Source organism: Paenibacillus septentrionalis (assembly GCF_042659865.1).
In the GTDB taxonomy this organism is placed as follows: Bacteria; Bacillota; Bacilli; order Paenibacillales; family Paenibacillaceae; genus Pristimantibacillus; species Pristimantibacillus septentrionalis.
The window spans coordinates 362,226-380,631 of record NZ_JBHSTE010000003.1; the positions used below are offsets into that span (position 1 = coordinate 362,226).

An 18,406-nucleotide genomic window follows, 5' to 3' on the forward strand; every position below is an offset into this window, starting at 1 on the left:
CACAATAAGGGCAGTTGATGCTACGCTTCCAGCGTAGATCAACTGCCCTTTTCTATCAGTGACTTATTAGCATTTACGAATTATTAGCCAAGCATCGCAAGCTGCTCTTCTTCCACCTCATCAAGCACAAGCTCGCCATTAGAAATAGCGAGTCGCTGCTCATAAATAATAAGATTGCGCAGCATCTCAAAATCAGGACGCACAATCAGATTTTCCATGTATGCGGAGCGCCTAGCAAATGGGCGTCTTGCACGATTCAGATTTTGAATAATGCCGTATGCGGTCTGTACACCTACGCCATGTCCAAAATACAAATCCTGATCCAACATAACCGCGTTTTCACCCTGCCATTCTGGATGACGAGGATGGTGATCCGGATTTCTAAAGTAGCATACATCTCCAGGATAGACATCACTTAGATCATAGCTGGCAACTAAATGAAGGTCGTAATCCTTTTGCCAATCCCTTAAGAACAAATCTCGGAAATAATAATTGAACGTTGCATCACCAATTGTCTCCAGCACAGCGCGATAGTACAAAATAATAATTGCTCCTGAACATTCGAATGCGTACATATGTCCATTTATGAAGATATCCCGAATCGCATCCGATGGTCTTACATCTCTACGCAGCAGAAATCCTCCATTGCGTGTGCGAATCCAGAAATTAGGATTGCATCTCGAACGACTAAACACAGCGAATTGAGCGCCGCTTTGAAACATCGCATACGACGCTTCTACGGTATGTCTTCTCATTGCTAGCTCGAACTTCAAGGCCGCTAATGAGGAATATTCGTAGCGATGTCGACTAGCGATTTTCCAGCGCACAATTTTCTGCTCCACGTCGGGCAAGCTGTCAATATTCAGCTCATTAAGTGAGCCTGTTTTTAGCACGATCACGTCAATAACCTCCTATGCCTATGCATCATTAGGTTATTGTACGCCCATATCCGCGGATTGGTGAATAAATTCGCGCTTTTTAACCTCCCCATTCCAATGAGGGTTAAAAAGCTGGGCTTTCAGGACCAAGAAGCTTGCTCGCTAGTAGAAAATAAGGAACGCAGCGTACGGAGTTGGTACGTGAGTTAAAATGTTTTCGCAGAAAACATACTTCGTAAGCACCCTTCGCTAGCGTGCAAGATTCGCCGTCAAAGTCCAGCTTCTTAACCTACCGCCTTCCAATGAGGGTTAAAAAGCTGGGCTTTCAGGACCAAGAAGCTTGCTCGCTAGTAGAAAATAAGGAACGCAACGTACGTAGTTGGTACGTGAGTACCGCAGTTTTCGCTAGCGTGAAAGATTCGCCGCCGACTATGCTCCAAAGCATTACATCGTCATCAAAGTCCAGCTTTTTAACCTACCACTCCAATGAGGGTTAAAAAGCTGGGCTTTCAGGACCAAGAAGATGGCACGATACTAGAAAGCGAGTAGCGCAGCGTACGCCAGTTGGTACGTGAGCAACGGAGCTTTCGGTAGCGTGACATCTTCGCCGTCAAAGTCCAGCTTTTTAACAACTTCTTACTTCTCCAAGATGCCTGCTGCGATTAAACCGTTCCGTATCCCCCGCTCATCAACATGCGTCGTAACGTAATCTGCATATGGAATTACATCCGGATGCGCATTGCCCATAGCAATGCCGAACCCAACATACTCAAGCATTTCTTTATCGTTCAACCCATCACCAAATGCAATCGCTTCTGACTTGTCGATCCCAAGCTTGGCGAGCATTGCTTCAATGCCCTTTGCCTTAGAGCCGCCGATCGGCAAAATATCAAGCGCATCCTCATGCCAGCGAATAAAGGTCAAGCGATCATGAAAAGACTCATAGGTAGACTCTTCATCTGCAACCGCATGAAGGAACATTTGATATATCGATTCCTTCGTCCAGAAATCATGCTCATGCTCAGGGAACGGAACCTTGAGTGAGCCTACTGAGCGAAGAACACGCTCATTATCGATTTGATCGGTGGTATAGCGGGTCTCTCCTTCAAAGCAAAGGGCATGGCCCTGCTCACGCGCAGCTTTAACAAATGCCTCTATTGTCGCTGGCTCTATTGGGTTGCGATAAATTGGCTGCCCCTTATATACAGCAAACGCTCCGTTCAAGCAAACAAATGATTCGATGCCGACCTGCTCAAGCAGCGAATCTAAAAAATATGGTGCGCGACCTGTCGCAATAACGGGTTCTACACCTTTCTCCTTCAATTCCGCAATCGCATCAATCGTATCCTGCGGAATGATCTTTTCTTCATTAACAAGCGTACCATCAATATCAAAAAATGCAATTTTGTATGTCATCGTATCTCTCCCATGTTTTTATCTCTATCTATTATGAATACAACAGCTTAACACCTATCTACAAAGTATAGCGAACAACAGCGGTAACAGGCAATGCCAACATTTGCAACGTCCAGCTATTTAACCTACCTCTTCCAATGAGGGTTAAGCACGATACTAGAAAGCGAGTAGCGCAGCGTACGACAGTTGGTACGTGAGCTAAAATGTTTTCGCAGAAAACATACTTCGTAAGCACCCTTCGGTAGCGTGACATATTCGCCGTCGACTAAGCCACAACGCATCACGCCGTCATCAAAGCCCAGCTATTTAACCTACCTCTTCCAATGAGGGTTAAATAGCTGAGCTTTCAGGTCCAAGAAGATGGCACGATACTAGAAAGCGAGTAGCGCAGCGTACGACAATTGGTACGTGAGCAACGGAGCTTTCGGTAGCGTGACATATTCGCCGTCGACTAAGCCACAATGCATCACGCCGTCATCAAAGCCCAGCTATTTAACCTACCTCTTCCGCACAACAATCATTAGCATAAACGAAAACCCTATCATAACCGCTACCCAAGCAAGAGCAAGCGTTGTTCTTCCACTATCTGCAGCGATATAAATCGCTGTAGCCATCGTTTGTGTGCGTCCAGGAATATTGCCAGCAAGCATTAAGGTCGCGCCAAACTCCCCTAGCGCCCGAGCAAAGCCGAGCATATACGCGATCATCAGCATTCTTGATATAAGCGGCAATGATATGTAGCGCAGCACCTGCCACTCATTAGCTCCTTGCGACCTTGCCACATCCTCAAGCTCACGCTCAATCCCATCGAAGCCCGCTTTTATCGTTTGGTAAACTAGCGGGAAAGCAACAACTACGGCACTTATGACGCCACCCCACCACGTAAATACGATTGAGACTCCAAACGTTGCATCGAGCAGTTTGCCAAGCGCTCCTTGCTTGCCGAACAGTAGGAGCAAGATAAAGCCAACTACCGTTGGAGGCAAGACAAGCGGCAGCATAAACAACACATCAAGCAGCAGCTTGCCGCGAAATCTAGCTCTGCTCATCCAGCGGGCAATTGCCATTGCCAATATGAAAACGATGCCGCTGGATAGCAATGTAATTTTCAATGAAACACCAATCGGCTCCAGAAAAGCGTCCCAATAATTACTCATGGCATTACCTGAAAGCCATATTGCTCATAAATGTGTTTCTGACTTTCCTCCAATAAGTAGCTGTAAAATTGCTGCGCTGCTTCCCGTTCCTTTGTAGACGATACGATCGCAACAGGATATACAATCGGATCATATACATCGATTTCATAAACAATTTGCACCTTATCGGAGCTCATTGCATCCGTTCGGTACACAAATCCAAGTTCTGCATTGCCTTGTTCGACATATGCAAGCACCTGCCGCACATCCTTTCCGTATACATATCGGTCCTGCCAGCTTGTCCAGAGCCCTGCCTTTTCAAGCGCCTGCTTAGAATATTGGCCTGCTGGCACAGTGTCTGGCTCGCCGATTGCAATATGCCTCGCATGAATTGCGATCAGTAATTCTTCTAATGAGCTGGGCGAAGGGATAAGCTCGCCTTGGCTAATTGCAACTAATTGATTTCCGAATAGCGGTACAGACTGCTCAACCAAGCCTTGCTCGACTAGCTGTTCCATTTGTTTTGACCCCGCTGATATAAATAAATCGGCTGGCGCTCCCTGTTCAATCTGCTTTTGCAGCGTACCTGAAGAAGCCGCATTTACTTCAACCCTTATATCGGGATGTTCCTTTTCGAAGGTACGTATCGTCTCAGCCATCACATCGTTAACACTGATCGCCGCAGAGAGCAGCAGCGTCACTGGAGAATTCGTCTCTTTTGTCTGATCCACATCGTTGCTCGTGCATCCCATGCATAAGAGCAAAACCATACTGACAATAATAATAAATGTACGAATGCCTTTCATTACTGTTCTCCTTTCCCATGCTGCACAAATGCGTTAACCATATTTCACAATAGCATGAAACATTTGATATTGGTAGTCGCCTGTTTTACGGGCATAATAAATGTTGCTTGCAATTTTTTCATATGCTACACTGTTGGCAACTTGGATGGAGGTATTTTATATGATTGAACAAGCAACGGAAAATGCCATGATTGTCGGCCTGCATCTTAATGATCGCCCCCAGGCTGATTTTGATTACAGCATGGATGAGCTTGCTGCTTTGGCGGAAGCATGCCATATAACAGTGGTTGGTCGACTCACGCAAAAGGCACAACGTATTAACCCGTCCCATTACATAGGCACTGGGAAGATCGATGAGCTTCGTGCCATTGCTGATGCACATGAAGTTGAGACAATCATCTTTAACGATGAGCTGTCCCCTTCACAAATTCGCAACCTAGAGGCTGATCTTGAGCGTAAAGTGATTGATCGCACCATCCTTATATTAGATATTTTCGCTGAACGGGCACAAACACGCGAAGCACAGCTTCAAGTAGAGATTGCCAGATTGCAATACATGCTGCCAAGACTTGTCGGCTTGCGCGCATCCCTTAGCCGCCAAGGCGGTGGCGGTGGTGCTGGGCTGCGCAACAGAGGTGCTGGTGAAACGAAGCTGGAGCTGGATCGTCGTCGCATTGAAGAACGGATTACGATGCTGCAGCATGAGCTGAATCGCCTCGTTGCAACAAGACAAACGCAGCGCATGAAGCGTAAAAAGAATGAGGTCCCTGTTGTCTGCCTTGTCGGCTATACGAATACAGGTAAATCAAGTCTTATGAATGCGATGCTGCGCTATACCGATCCCGAAACAACGAAGGAAGTATTCGTCAAGAACATGCTGTTTGCCACGCTTGAAACATCCGTGCGCAATATTGAGCTCCCAGACAAAAAAAGCTTCCTGTTAACCGATACAGTCGGATTTGTTAGCCAGCTGCCTCACCACCTGATTAAAGCGTTCCGATCAACACTAGAGGAAGTTACAGAAGCAGATTTGCTTGTACATGTCGTCGACTATTCAAGCGAGGACTACGACAAGTTGATTGAAGTGACGAATCAAACGCTTGAGGATATCGGTACAACAGGCATTGACATGCTGTACGTTTTCAACAAATGTGACTTGACCGATCATCCCTACCCTGTAGTAAACGGCAATCAAGTGTATATGTCTGTTCGTGAAGGGGCAGGCTTAGAGGAATTGATCAACTGTATTCGCAAGGAGCTATTCAGCGATTACGTAAAATGCCGCGTCCTTATTCCTTATGAGCAAGGAAATGTTGTCTCTTACTTTAATGAGCATGCGCAAATTTTTGGCACTGAATACGAGGAAGGCGGCACGCGCCTGGAGATGGAATGCAGCCAGGTCGACTTCGAGCGTTACAAGGAGCATTTTATTGATCTCACTGTACTTAGCTAATATGTGCTTGCTACAGCGAGCTGTCTTACCATTATCATCACAAAAACAACAAAAACAAAACCGGTTGATTGCCAACTAGTTTTGTTTTTGTTATTTTTATTGTTTTCGTGAACCACTTATTGTCGTGCATCATGCTGAAATGGTGGCTTTTCTAGTATCGGTCGATATAAATGAGCCGCTAAGAACTTTTCCGTAACCTGCAAAACCTCTGGATTCCATACGCCTGGACCATGCTCACCGCCTACTACCTTATAAAACAATACTTGATGACCATGCTCCTTCAGCTTTTTATACATCTCGATACTTTGATTAATATGTACGATACTATCACGATCACCATGTACAATTAAAATGGGCGGGAGGCTTTTGTTCAATGGCTGATAATAAGGACTCGCTTGTTTCGCAAGCTCAGGATATTCCTGTACTTTCCTGCCCCCAATAAATAACCCTTCCGGTGAATCAGCAGCATCATGATCTAAAATATGGTTATATTTGCCGAGTGAAAGCAAGTCAGAAACTCCATAAAAATCAACGACCGCATTCACCTCATCCGTATAATCACCATACTGGCCGTTATTGTACTCGCCTATCGTCAAACCTGTCATTAACGATAGGTGACCACCTGAAGAATCACCCCACACCGCTACCCGGTTCGGATCTACATGGTAGGTCTGTGCATGTTTCCGCATAAATCTAATCGCACATTTCACATCCTCAAGCGCAGCTGGAAATGGTGCAATATCTGATTCTCTAATTTCCACACTTGCAATGACATAGCCCTTTGCAGCCAGTTGACACAAATTCGGAATAGCTGCATATACGTCCTGCTTTCTCCAGGCAGATCCTTGAATAAAGATGATTAAAGGAAATGTTCTGTCTGAGCAATGCGGAACGATGAGCTGCATGTTTCGATGGAGTCCTTCATACGTTGCATACAAGACATTTGGTATATAGGTACAGGAACCGTTTTCAGCGTACTCCGCATAGATAACCTGTGTTCCTTCAGGCATTTCGTTAGCAGCGATTGCACTTGCATGTTTATCCATACTACACACTCTTTCCTTATTAATTACACCTCAATTATTCTATTACATTAGCCTGCCATCTACTACTTTCATTTCAATGTGACGCTATCATTCTCGTACGATCTGTTACAGAAATAGGTTACTGCTATGGTACAATGTAGCTATTAGAATTTGGAGGGCTAAGTGATGACACATATCCACTATGTCGAAAGTGATAGAAGGCATGACAGCAGCTTCATTATTGATGTTCCTATTGGCTATCATTGGCTTCTCGTCATAACGAAAACACCTGCACGATTTTGGGTTAATGGCAAGCTGAAGGAATATCCAGCTCATAGTGCTGTACTCTATCGTCCTCATCAAAAGGTATATTACTCGGCTTGCACGGATCAATTCGTTAATGATTGGATTCGTTTTGAAACTAATGAGCCTTATATTACAGAATCATCGCTTGCTCTAGGTGTTCCCTTCTCCTTAAACGATCCAGACTACATAGATAAGCTTTTCAAATTACTCGTGATTGAACACAATGATGAGCAGCTATATAAAGCCTCCTCTACCAGCAGCTTGCTTCGCATCCTGTTTAACAAGCTGCTGGAATCGCATTTTCATGATAACATTACATCCAAGCATTACAAGCTGCTGCGTCTTCGCAACGCGATACAAAGCAATCCCGGCGAACAATGGACAGTGGAAAAAATGGCAAAGCAAGTCATGATTAGTCCTGGCTATCTGCAAAACCTGTATAAAAAAACGTTTGGCGTCTCCTGCATGGAGGAAGTAATCAACAGCCGAATAAAATTAGCAAAGGAATATTTAAGCCATAGCTCGCAAAGTATTGCTGAAATCGCCGATCAATGCGGCTATCAAAACGTCGAGCATTTCTGTCGACAATTCAAAAAAGTAACGCAAAAAACACCGCGACAATACCAAAAGCTCGAAAACTAATTTATTCTGAGGATGCTTTATTCAAAACATATTGGTCAACAGCAAGCTTCATGACACTGCTTGGCAGCTGCCTTAAACATTCGGCTTGATCAGCAAACAGCATGCTATATGGCGCTTCCGACGTATAAGGCTCCCAAGTCGGCATCTGCTCACCAGTGCTGTCTGGCCCGTTCGGATCGCCACTCCTGATGAAGTTAGCCCAATAGTTGCACATGTGGCGTGCTAAATCATAATGCTTGCCTGTGAATGGGCGCCAGCATTTGGCTAGCGTTTCAAAGAAAAACCAAAGATCAACGCTATGGAATGTTCCGGGATTATCCCATCCTGGTATGTCCGCATCAAAATTGTAGTAGTATAAAGGCGTATTCGCTCCAGTATCCTCGTTGGCCTTAGCCATAATTCGTATCGCGTATTCAATACTGCTAATCGCAGCCTTCTTCTTGGACAACTCTAATGAATTAGTTCCCGCTTCACATAGCTCAAGGAAGAGTGGTGCGCGGCTCCCAAACACATCTTGGGCCATTTGCTTCAATTCCTCCATACTGTTCACGTTAGGTGTGTTAATAAACTCTGTTGATGTATGTCCCAGCATAACAGGAACCATTAAACGCTTGTTTTGCATAAACAATTCAAACGGATCACCTACACTGAACTTCTGATCTACCACGGTTCCCCAGAAGCTATTATAAGCTACAGCCTTGTCGCGCAGATAGACAGCATCCAGCTCACGCGCTTCCTTCAGCGAGGATACACCTAAATAGTCAAAAAACGCTTCGCCCTTCCTTTCTGCTTCAGACAACTGCATTCTTACCATTGGCATAAAAGTTCCCGGGTAAGCATGTCTAAATACGCCGCTTTGAACGATAGCTCGTTTGCATAACCCTTCGTTCTGGGGGGAGGTCAGCTGACTCATGACACTAGCGCCACCTGCAGATTGCCCCCCGATTGTAATATTGTCAGGATCACCGCCGAATGCGGCGATATTGCGCTGCACCCATCTCGTTGCGAACTGCTGGTCTAGATTGCCAAAGTTTGCTGGAGCTTCTGGAGCTTCTGCTGTAATGTCCGGATGGCATAAAAATCCGAATACATTTAATCGATAATTAATCGTTACAACGACAATGCCTCGTCTAGCAATACGTTCCCCGTCAAACTCCATTTCCGATGGGTGACCAACTTGAAGCCCTCCGCCAAAATACCAAACATAGACAGGCAGCTTCTCATCTGAATGCTTAGCAGGTGTCCATACATTCAAGTATAGACAATCCTCGCTCATGGCGATATCGGGCTCTACTGCCCATTCACGTGTATAAATGTTGTTGTCGTCCAGCTCCTGTCTGACCTGTAGCGAAATCGGAGCAAACTCGTACGCCTTTAACACGCCCTCCCAGTCACTGGCAGGCTGTGGTGCTCGCCAACGATTTTCCCCGACAGGCGGCGCAGCAAAAGGGATCCCTTTAAAGCTTGTAATGCGAGGATCGGCAGCTGGAAGACCTCGTACAAATCCATTCTCAACCTTCACTTCTCTTAGCATGTATACAATCTCCCTTCTATACCTGCATATGGTTTACTTGAATCTTCTATGGTAGCTAGCAAGCGCTTTCATAATCTCTTACAGTAAAGAGTAATGGACTCTAACCTGCAAAACAATGATGAATCCACATAACTAATTGATGTATTCTCACAATCCACTAATAATAAAGAGCACTGACCAATATCGGATCAGTGCTCAGGTATTGAGATACCTATACATCTATCAGGCTGTCGTTCATCTTCGTCAATGCTTACGCTTGTAATACGTGATGCCAAGCGCCAAAGCAAGCACTGCTCCTTTTACGATATCGGTGGCGTAATAAGGTACGGATATCATAACCAGCCCGTTTTGCAGAATGCCGATCAGCACCGCTCCGATTAATGTACCAAATGCGTTCGGCTTACCGGAGCCAAGCACAGAGTAGCCAATAAAGGCAGCTGCAACAGCATTCATCAGATAAGGCGAGCCTGCATTGACCTCCGCTGTCATAACGCGAGCTGCAAGGATCATCCCGCCAATACCAGCAAACAATGCAGCCAGTACATAGGCGATAAAACGGTATTTGCGTACTTGAATACCTGAAAGCTTCGCAGCTTCTGGATTGCCGCCAATCATATACATATAACGGCCGTACTTCGTATGGTTAAGCAGCAAATGCACAAGCAACACCGCTACAAACATAATAATAATAAGCCACGGCTCTTTGCCTAAAGCGCCAAATACAGCTGGAATTGATCCTGGCGCATAATCACCGCTAGGCATAATCATATTTTGTGAGATCGTGGCCCCTCTTGTATAGGTTTGCGCTACCCCCTGGATGATAAACATTGTCGCGAGCGTCATGAGCATATCCTGTATCTTGAAGCTCGTGACCAAAAAGCCATTAATTACGCCAACTAATGCACATAGTATAAGCACAACAAGAATACTTACGACTATATTCTGACTATACCATACAAACATGGAGATCACGACTGCGTTGGCAAGTGAAGCTGTTGAGCCGACAGACAAGTCAAAGCCACCAACGGAAAGCGACAAGGTTAATCCTATTGCAATAATCGTCGTAATCGAGATGTTGCGAAGGATTGTAATAATATTACTCTGCGTCAGAAAATTGTCAGTCACGACTCCAAAAAACGCTATGAGCAGAACAATTGTAATGAGTGTTCCGTACTTATACAGAAATTCAATAAAATCGAATCCCTTCCTGCTGCTTACATTCGCTGCCTTCATTCTGCCTGACCTCCCGTACTGTAAACCATAATTTCTTCTTCCGTCGTTTGCGAGGTAATTAGCTCCTTCGCTACCTTCCCGTCGTACATGACATACATCCGATCCGTGATCCCGATCATTTCGTTCGTTTCACTAGATGCAAAAAAAACGCTTTTGCCTTGCTTCGCCAGCTCCGCAATCAAATTGTAAATATCCCGCTTCGCCCCAACATCAACTCCCTTGGTCGGTTCATCGAAGATATAAATCTGCGCATCAGCGAGCAGCCATTTGCCAATTGCGATCTTTTGCTGGTTACCACCTGACAGGTTGGAAACGCGCGTTGCTTCGCTTGGTGTCTTAATGCCAAGCTTGCTAATCATCGACTGGGAGGCGAGCTTTTCCTTTGCTTTATTGATCCATGTCTTCATCGAAGTATGCGGCGTCAAATTCGATACGGTTAGGTTTACGCCCACCGATTCATCAACGAAAATCCCTTCTCGCCGACGTTCCTCTGGAATCATCGCAAGCCCTGCTGCAACCGCTTGATACGGCTGCTTGTAGCTCAGCGTGTTGCCTGCAACTCGAACAGTGCCGCTTCGCTTGGGAGCCGCACCAAACAGAATGCGGCATAGCTCGGTTTTGCCTGCTCCGACCAGACCGGCAATGCCAACGATTTCGCCTTTATGAACACGCAGCGTTACACCATGAACCTTATCATAATCCGCTACGTTCTCGGCTTCAAACACTAGCTCGCCAACACTTGCTTCGCGATGCGGAAATTGACCCTGCAGCTGAGCGCCAAGCATATGCTGCGCAACCTGTGCTTGGTCCATAGAATGAATTGGAGCCGAAATAACAAGCTGACCATCGCGAAGAATCGTAATATCATCGCAAATCTGAAACAATTCTGGCAAGCGATGAGAAATGAAAATAATGCCGACTCCTTCCTGCTTTAAACGCTCGATCAACGCAAACAGCCGCGAGGTTTCACTATCACTAAGCGGCGCTGTTGGTTCATCAAGTATTAAAAACTTGCAGGACGTAGATACTGCGCGTGCAATGAGAACGAGCTGCTTCTCTGCAAGCGTTAGCTCCTGCACCAGTTTTCCAGTAGGAAGCTCTAATCCTATACGCTGCATAATCTGCAAAGCCTCTGCATGGATAGACCTCCAGTTCACAGCAGCTTTACCCTTGGAACCGTGTACAAGCTTCTCCAGCATAATATTTTCAGCTACACTTAGATTCGGAATAAGCAGCATATCGACCTCTTGATAGACAATCTGAATGCCATAATCCTTCGAATCCTTCGGATTGCGTATCGTAAGCGGTTTGCCGTCCAATTCAATCGTACCCGTATAGTGATCGTACGCGCCCGCTAAAACCTTCATCAGCGTTGATTTCCCTGCTCCATTAGCACCGATCAATGCATGCGACGTACCTGACATCATCTGAAAATGTACAGAGGAAAGAGCTTGTACACCAGGGAAGGCAATCGATATTTCTTTCATTTCTAGCTTCACTTGCTGGTTGCGAGTCAACTGCTTCCACCACCTTCAAAACAGGATATAGAGCGCCATTCTCACTATACCACATGAGAATGGCGCTCTACGATATTGTAGTCTTACTTTTTAGTCGCTTCTTTTAATTCCTTCATCCAGTCCTCAATGAATGCTTCGCTAGTACCCCAGCCAGGGATAATTGCACTAAGTTCATCCATTTTAACTGCCTCTGCAGCTGACTTCAAACTCTCTTGCTTAATAAGGCTGGCATCAAGGTTATACGAATCTGGTGTATCTTCACCTGCAAGCTTTTTCGCTGCAAGGCGAACGTTCACTGCACCGATCAGCTTCGGATCAACGGCTGCAGTAGACACCCAAGGGCTGTTCTCTGCTTGAATCGCTTCAAGATCCGGATTAGAAACGTCAATTCCGTAAATTTTAACCTCTGTGCGTCCTGCTTCAACTAAAGCGCGATATGCCCCAATCGCAAACGCATCCCATGTCGCGAATATCGCATCAAGCTCGCCTTTTGGATATTTCGACAATAATGCAGCTACCGCATCTTGTGTATCAACTGATGTATTGTCATTCGCTACCCCGTAACGATCCAGTTCAACAATGCCAGGGTTTGCAGCTAGCACCTCTTGATAAACCTGGTTGCGACGAACCATTGCCGGGAATCCATCAACCCACAGGTATAGAATGTTCGCTTCGCCGCCTGTTTCTTGAACTAAATGATCTAGCGCAAGTCTAGCAAGCGAGTGGTCATTTTGAGAAGTAACCGTTACACCATCGATCTCTTGCATCTCATCAACAGAATCAAAGGTAACGACCTCGATTCCTTTATCGCGAATAGCTTGCACAAGCTCAACTGCTCTTGCATCATCGCCGTGAGATACGATAACGGCATCAATATTCTCGTTTGCCGCTTGCTCCAGCGCCTCATGGAACTTCAGCGTATCGCCGTTTGCAGAGAACGTATCTACTTTAAAGCCAAGCGATTCACCTTCTTGCTTCGCACCAGCAAGGAACTGTGCTGTATGATCATCTCCGCCGATTTTACGGATTACTTTAATTTTAATTTCGCCCTTTTCAGCCAACGCAGCTGGAAGGTTTTTCACTTGAGGCAGACCGGCAGAAGATGAACCGCCATTGTTTCCGCATGCTGTTACGACCAAAACTGCTGCTAATAAAAGCACAACTAGTGAATACAACTTGCTAGATTTCATTGAACTCTCCCCTTTTATGACTGCTTATTCGTTAATTAATACAAAGTAATCCTATCGGATTTATTTGGAAGTGTCAATATATTTTTTCCTGTTTTCAACCGAAATGTCGATTTTAGTAGAATCTGATAAGTTCAGACTCTTGTATTATAGTAGATTATGAACAATTTATAAAGATAGATTATTATTTATTTTTATACATGATTCGTAAAAAACAAGAGATTACTGCCTTTTCACAGTAATCTCTTCGTTATAATTATGCTTTTTACTTAATCATCTTTAAATTCTACTGAATATTGTTCGTGTTTTCTTCCTGCACTTTGAATGACGTAACATTACAGCAAAGCTACAGCAGCTGCGTTAGCCCTAACCTGCTCAGCAGTTTTGCAGCCCGGGATTACTGTAGTTACAGCATCATGCTTTAAACACCATGCCAGTGCCCAGCTCGCCATATCGACGCCCTCTGGCAGCTCCTCTTGTGCAATTCGCTCTACCTCCTGCAGCAGCTTCGCTTGATGCTCTGCATCCTGTCGATGTCGAACATCATTGCTGGCGAACGTTGCGCCTGGCTTGTACTTGCCGCTTAAAAATCCACTTGCAAGCGGGACTCGTGCAAGCACACCCAGATCTTGCTTGGCACACGCTGGAAAGACTTCTTCTTCTGGCACACGATCCAGACGATTATAAACGACCTGAATCGCCTTGGCACCAACCTCAGTCGCACGCTTCACTTGATGGATATTATTGTTTTTACCAATCGAAATGCCCAGATGACGAATCTTCCCTGCTTGAACTTGCTTATCAAGCGTTTCCCACAGCTCATCCTGATCAAAAGCCGCATCTGGCCCAGAGTGGAATTGATAGAGATCAATATAGTCCACCTGCAACGCCTTTAAGGAATTATCGAGCTGTTTTACGACACTTTGGCTATCGAAGCGATCCGTACGTGAGAACAGATTATGAAACTCATGACCGAATTTGGTTGCGATAATCCAATCTTCACGTTTATGTCGACTAATATAGCCGCCTATTAACTGCTCTGACAAATGGTCACCGTAGCATTCGGCCGTATCTATCAAATTAATGCCAACCTCATGAGCTGCATCTAGTATCTGATCGACCATCTCTTGAGTATAATTCATGCCCCATTCACCGCCAAACTGCCACGTTCCTACTCCAATGACTGAAACATTCAGCTCTGTTCTTCCCAATATACGATAGTTCATCTGCATCCTCATTCGCCTCCTTAAAGATCTTACGCTATCAGTATACCCTCTTTTTGGAAGATTCTCACGATAAGTTGTCTCTTCTAGTGTGCATGTTTTGCTTGCTCAATGCTGAGCTCAAGCTCCTCTTCATACGCGACTAGCTGCTCCTCGCTCCAGCCAAGCACGGCTGACATGGCGTGCAGCACTGGCTGCTTCCAAGTTTCGACCTCTTCGATTCGGAAGAAGAGATTTCCTGTCCGTCGAATGAAATAATCAACAGGCTTAACGGCCATCTCATGCTTTAAGGAGTAGCTTAGCATGATAGCATGCAGCGCGTTCAGCTTGTAACGAACTCCCCATTGAATCGCATCCTGTGCAAGTGCATAAACGACATCTATATTAGTGCCATAACGCTTGGTTAATAGAGCGGCAACCTCTTTGCTTAGCCCTAGCCTCATTCCTTCACTGATTTTGCTATCCATATAACCAGCCATTTTGCTAGAGCCGCCAAAGTCACCGCCTGATATCGGGATCGTTCGCGTTGATATCGAAGCAGCTTGCAACGATTCCCCCTCGCCTCGCATCAGCTCTAGCGTTTTATTAATAACATCCTCAGCCATTTTCCGATAGCCGGTCAGTTTGCCCCCAGCGATGGAGATTAAGCCAGAATCAGATACAAACATTTCATCTCTGCGCGAGATTTCCGACGGATCCTTGCCTTCCTCATGAATAAGCGGTCTTAGTCCTGCCCAGCTTGACTCGATATCACTATCAGACAAGCCAAGGCTTGGGAACAGATGATTAGCCGCCTTTAACAAATAATGACGATCTTCTGCTGTTGCAACTGGACTGGCAATATCACCGTGATAATTTGTATCGGTTGTACCAAGGTATGTCTTCCCTTCACGCGGGATTGCAAATGCCATGCGGCCATCCGGGATATCAAAATAAATCGCCTGTCTTAGCGGAAACCGCGACTGGTCAAATACGAGATGAACCCCCTTCGTCAAGCGCAGCGTCTTTCCAGTTTTAGAACCGTCCAGCTCACGAATCGTATCGACCCAAGGCCCAGCGGCGTTAATGATTTTTTTCGCATGCAGTGCATACACGTCGTTTGTAATTTGATCGCGCACCTCAATGCCTGTTAATTTGCCATGTTCATCCGTCAGCAGCTGCTCTGCCTTCGCATAGTTGATCGCGATAGCCCCAAGCTCGCATGCCTTCTTCATTACCTCTATTGTTAAGCGCGCATCATCCGTGCGATATTCAACATAATAGCCGCCCCCCTTAAGTCCATCCTGCTTCAGCAATGGCTCCTTCATTAACGTTTCCTGCGGGGTTAGCATTGATCTGCGCTCGTTTTTCTTAACGCCCGCAAGAAAGTCGTATACTCTTAAACCGATCGAGGTCGTAAATTTCCCGAATGTTCCCCCTTCATATAGTGGCAGCAGCATCCACTCTGGTGATGTGACATGCGGTCCATTTTCATAAACGATTTCACGCTCCTTGCCAACTTCAGCCACTACCCCAATCTCCATCTGCTTCAAGTAACGCAGTCCGCCATGTACCAGCTTCGTAGAACGACTTGAAGTTCCTCCTGCAAAATCCTGCATTTCGATTAAGCCTATCTTAAGCCCTCTGGCTGCTCCATCAAGCGCGATTCCCGCTCCTGTAATTCCCCCGCCGATTACGAGCACATCCAGCTGCCCTCCAGCCATCTGTTTAAGCAGTTCCTTACGATCCCATACACTGAATGACCTTTGCTTGTTTTTCACTCTCATCACCCATTTCCACGTTGTTTGTATAGTAAAACAAAAAAGGAGAAACCTCGGAAGCCGTTCGATCTCTCAAACGGCATTCGCGGTTTCTCCATATCTCCAACCAAATTATTAACTTGCTGCTATTATACTACAGTTAATCACAAAACGCCATTGCGGCTTTGACGGCTTTCAGCCAGCCCTTAAACAAGGCTTCACGCTCCTGCTCTGCCATTAGCGGAGTGAAGGTGCATTCGATCTTGCGAAGACCAGCGAGCTCCTCCTTGCTGCTCCAGAAGCCTACGGCAAGACCTGCTAAAAAGGCAGCGCCCAGCCCTGTCGACTCGCTAATTTGCGGACGTTCAACCTCAATGCCTAATATGTCACTTTGAAATTGCATCAGAAAATCATTTTGTATCGCTCCGCCATCAACAGCCAACTTCGATAGCTTAACGCCAGAATCCTCTTCCATGACAGCAACCAGCTCGCGTGACTGATAGGCTAGTGACTCCAGTACAGCACGAACGATGTGCGCCCTCGTCGTTCCACGCGTAATACCGAACATTGAACCTCGCACATCACTATTCCAGTACGGCGTGCCTAATCCGACAAAAGCAGGGACAACGTAGACACCCCCAGTTGAGTCTAGTTGAGCTGCAATCTCCGATGTCTCGCCTGCTTGCTGAATGATGCTCAGCCCATCTCGCAGCCATTGGATAGCTGCTCCTGCAACAAATACGCTTCCTTCCAGTGCATACTCCAGCTTGCCGTCGATTTCCCATGCTATCGTTGTCAGCAGCCCATGCTTGGAGGCAATCGGCTTGTCACCTGTATTCATCAGCATAAAGCAGCCCGTGCCGTATGTGTTTTTCGTATCGCCAATATGAAAGGCTTGCTGACCGAACAATGCGGCCTGCTGATCACCAGCAGCACCCGCGATAGGTACAGCAGCTCCGAGAATCGACGTATCCGTGTAACCGTACAGTTCAGAGGAAGATCTAACCTTTGGCAGCATCGAAGCAGGAATGGTAAGCAGCCGCAGCAGTTCCTCATCCCATGCTCTTGCGTAAATGTTAAACATCAGTGTGCGAGAGGCGTTAGACACATCTGTAATATGCACCTTCCCATCCGTCAGTTTCCAGATGAGCCAGCTCTCGACGGTGCCGAACAGCAGCTTGCCCTGCTCTGCCAATGCACGCGCACCTTCTACGTGGTCAAGCACCCATTTGACCTTCGTCCCTGAAAAGTAAGGATCAAGCACGAGACCTGTCTTCTGCTTGAACAACGCTTCATAACCGTCTGCCTTCAAGCTCTCGCAAATGCCTGCGGTTTGTCTGGATTGCCATACGAGGCCATGGTAGATCGGTTTTCCTGTCTCCTTGTTCCAGATCACCGTCGTTTCACGCTGATTCGTGATGCCGATGCCCTGCACATCAGCAGCGTTTATTCCATTCTTCTTTAACAGCTGCTGCATAACGCGCAGTGTCGAGTCCCACAACAGATCGGCATCAACCTCAACATGACCGGGCTGTGGATAGATAAGTGGCAGCTCTTCCTGCTCGATTGCCGCAATTTCCCCTTGCTTGTTAATAAGCAGTGCCCTTGTGCTCGTCGTTCCCTGGTCAATCGCCATCATAAATGTTGCCATCTGATCTCCTCCTCGATCTCCATTTATTTTCGATAGGTCCATAGCTCCTTGCGTGAGGTCGTAATTGCCGTTGCTCCTGCTTCCAGTGCATCGGTTATATGCTGATGAGTTTTAATCAGACCACCACCGATAACAGGAATACCTGTATGCTCCTTCACTTCCTTAATCATCTCGGGAATAATACCAGGGAGTACTTCAATATAATCAGGGTTTGATTTTTCAATCATTCGATAGCTTCGTTCCATCGCATCACTATCGATCAAAAACATACGTTGAATCGCAATCAGCCCTCGTTGCTTCGTTCGCATAACAACGCTTGCTCGCGTTGAAATAATGCCTGAGGGGCGGATGGATTGACACAGAAAGTCTGCCGCAGGTTCATCGTTTTTCAAGCCGTCAATTAGATCAGCGTGCAGCAGCACCTGCTTGCCATGCTCCTTCGCCAGGTCAACAACATGCTTCAGCTGACCGATATGGCCGCCTAGCAGTACCATATACTGATGTGAAGAGGCAAGCACCTTCTCTACCTCCTTCATCTTATGAACAGCTGGTAAAACCGATTGATTAACCAGATGGTGGCTCATCGCTTCCTCCCCTTGCGTGCTGTGACGTTCATAATGCAATTTATAATTGAAAATGTAAATGCTGTCATTTGTTTGT

At 46.1% G+C, this 18,406-nt stretch carries 15 protein-coding genes; 2 read left to right on the forward strand and 13 right to left on the reverse strand.

Annotated elements, in window-relative coordinates; genetic code table 11:
• Positions 1 to 83: 83 nt before the first annotated feature.
• The 4 genes from ACFP56_RS09940 to modA form a co-directional block, all read right to left on the reverse strand.
• Positions 84 to 899, reverse strand: coding sequence for a protein-glutamine gamma-glutamyltransferase (locus tag ACFP56_RS09940; protein ID WP_379233899.1), 816 nt, complete (start codon positions 897 to 899; stop codon positions 84 to 86).
• A 615-nt stretch (positions 900 to 1,514) separates the two neighbouring features.
• Positions 1,515 to 2,294, reverse strand: a complete 780-nt coding sequence (locus tag ACFP56_RS09945) for a Cof-type HAD-IIB family hydrolase (RefSeq protein WP_379233901.1) — start codon at positions 2,292 to 2,294, stop codon at positions 1,515 to 1,517.
• Between the two features lie 497 nt (positions 2,295 to 2,791).
• Complete coding sequence (gene modB / locus ACFP56_RS09950) at positions 2,792 to 3,451, reverse strand: molybdate ABC transporter permease subunit (RefSeq protein WP_379233903.1); 660 nt, start codon at positions 3,449 to 3,451, stop codon at positions 2,792 to 2,794.
• Positions 3,448 to 4,236: a molybdate ABC transporter substrate-binding protein gene (gene modA / locus ACFP56_RS09955; protein ID WP_379233905.1), complete on the reverse strand. Its 789-nt coding sequence runs from the start codon at positions 4,234 to 4,236 to the stop codon at positions 3,448 to 3,450. Before modA ends, modB begins: the two co-directional genes overlap by 4 nt.
• Before the next feature lie 163 nt (positions 4,237 to 4,399).
• Here modA and hflX point away from each other — a divergent pair, with 163 nt between their 5' ends.
• Positions 4,400 to 5,689 (forward strand): GTPase HflX, encoded by a 1,290-nt coding sequence (hflX, locus tag ACFP56_RS09960; protein ID WP_379234659.1) that lies wholly within the window; start codon positions 4,400 to 4,402, stop codon positions 5,687 to 5,689.
• 116 nt (positions 5,690 to 5,805) lie between these two features.
• Here the strand turns inward: hflX and ACFP56_RS09965 are convergent, their stop codons facing one another.
• Complete coding sequence (locus ACFP56_RS09965) at positions 5,806 to 6,735, reverse strand: alpha/beta hydrolase fold domain-containing protein (protein ID WP_379233907.1); 930 nt, start codon at positions 6,733 to 6,735, stop codon at positions 5,806 to 5,808.
• 165 nt (positions 6,736 to 6,900) lie between these two features.
• Here ACFP56_RS09965 and ACFP56_RS09970 point away from each other — a divergent pair, with 165 nt between their 5' ends.
• Entirely contained in the window at positions 6,901 to 7,662 is a 762-nt protein-coding gene (locus tag ACFP56_RS09970; protein ID WP_379233909.1) for a helix-turn-helix domain-containing protein, read from the forward strand.
• A gap of 1 nt (position 7,663) precedes the next feature.
• Here the strand turns inward: ACFP56_RS09970 and ACFP56_RS09975 are convergent, their stop codons facing one another.
• The 8 genes from ACFP56_RS09975 to ACFP56_RS10010 all read right to left on the reverse strand — a co-directional run bounded on the left by ACFP56_RS09975 (position 7,664) and on the right by ACFP56_RS10010 (position 18,330).
• Positions 7,664 to 9,196, reverse strand: coding sequence for a carboxylesterase/lipase family protein (locus ACFP56_RS09975; protein WP_379233911.1), 1,533 nt, complete (start codon positions 9,194 to 9,196; stop codon positions 7,664 to 7,666).
• Between the two features lie 243 nt (positions 9,197 to 9,439).
• A complete protein-coding gene (locus ACFP56_RS09980) occupies positions 9,440 to 10,429 on the reverse strand; it encodes an ABC transporter permease (RefSeq protein ID WP_379233913.1) in 990 nt (329 codons plus the stop codon).
• A complete protein-coding gene (locus tag ACFP56_RS09985; protein ID WP_379233915.1) occupies positions 10,426 to 11,946 on the reverse strand; it encodes a sugar ABC transporter ATP-binding protein in 1,521 nt (506 codons plus the stop codon). The genes ACFP56_RS09980 and ACFP56_RS09985 overlap by 4 nt, the downstream gene beginning before the upstream one ends.
• A gap of 83 nt (positions 11,947 to 12,029) precedes the next feature.
• Positions 12,030 to 13,136: a sugar ABC transporter substrate-binding protein gene (locus tag ACFP56_RS09990; RefSeq protein WP_379233917.1), complete on the reverse strand. Its 1,107-nt coding sequence runs from the start codon at positions 13,134 to 13,136 to the stop codon at positions 12,030 to 12,032.
• 332 nt (positions 13,137 to 13,468) lie between these two features.
• Entirely contained in the window at positions 13,469 to 14,359 is an 891-nt protein-coding gene (locus ACFP56_RS09995) for an aldo/keto reductase (protein WP_379234661.1), read from the reverse strand.
• Between the two features lie 83 nt (positions 14,360 to 14,442).
• Entirely contained in the window at positions 14,443 to 16,059 is a 1,617-nt protein-coding gene (locus ACFP56_RS10000; RefSeq protein ID WP_379234663.1) for a glycerol-3-phosphate dehydrogenase/oxidase, read from the reverse strand.
• A 196-nt stretch (positions 16,060 to 16,255) separates the two neighbouring features.
• Positions 16,256 to 17,746: a glycerol kinase GlpK gene (gene glpK, locus ACFP56_RS10005; RefSeq protein ID WP_379233919.1), complete on the reverse strand. Its 1,491-nt coding sequence runs from the start codon at positions 17,744 to 17,746 to the stop codon at positions 16,256 to 16,258.
• A 23-nt stretch (positions 17,747 to 17,769) separates the two neighbouring features.
• Positions 17,770 to 18,330, reverse strand: a complete 561-nt coding sequence (locus ACFP56_RS10010) for a glycerol-3-phosphate responsive antiterminator (RefSeq protein ID WP_379233921.1) — start codon at positions 18,328 to 18,330, stop codon at positions 17,770 to 17,772.
• Positions 18,331 to 18,406 lie beyond the last annotated feature (76 nt).

Bases quoted from the DNA above. Each gene is read 5' to 3' on its own strand.
- ACFP56_RS10000 (WP_379234663.1), bottom strand. From the start codon at position 16,059: ATGGCTGGAGGGCAGCTGGATGTGCTCGTAATCGGCGGGGGAATTACA.
- modB (WP_379233903.1), bottom strand. From the start codon at position 3,451: ATGAGTAATTATTGGGACGCTTTTCTGGAGCCGATTGGTGTTTCATTG.
- ACFP56_RS09945 (WP_379233901.1), bottom strand. From the start codon at position 2,294: ATGACATACAAAATTGCATTTTTTGATATTGATGGTACGCTTGTTAAT.
- glpK (WP_379233919.1), bottom strand. From the start codon at position 17,746: ATGGCAACATTTATGATGGCGATTGACCAGGGAACGACGAGCACAAGG.
- ACFP56_RS09970 (WP_379233909.1), top strand. From the start codon at position 6,901: ATGACACATATCCACTATGTCGAAAGTGATAGAAGGCATGACAGCAGC.
- ACFP56_RS09990 (WP_379233917.1), bottom strand. From the start codon at position 13,136: ATGAAATCTAGCAAGTTGTATTCACTAGTTGTGCTTTTATTAGCAGCA.
- ACFP56_RS09995 (WP_379234661.1), bottom strand. From the start codon at position 14,359: ATGAACTATCGTATATTGGGAAGAACAGAGCTGAATGTTTCAGTCATT.
- ACFP56_RS09975 (WP_379233911.1), bottom strand. From the start codon at position 9,196: ATGCTAAGAGAAGTGAAGGTTGAGAATGGATTTGTACGAGGTCTTCCA.
- ACFP56_RS10010 (WP_379233921.1), bottom strand. From the start codon at position 18,330: ATGAGCCACCATCTGGTTAATCAATCGGTTTTACCAGCTGTTCATAAG.
- modA (WP_379233905.1), bottom strand. From the start codon at position 4,236: ATGAAAGGCATTCGTACATTTATTATTATTGTCAGTATGGTTTTGCTC.
- ACFP56_RS09980 (WP_379233913.1), bottom strand. From the start codon at position 10,429: ATGAAGGCAGCGAATGTAAGCAGCAGGAAGGGATTCGATTTTATTGAA.
- ACFP56_RS09965 (WP_379233907.1), bottom strand. From the start codon at position 6,735: ATGGATAAACATGCAAGTGCAATCGCTGCTAACGAAATGCCTGAAGGA.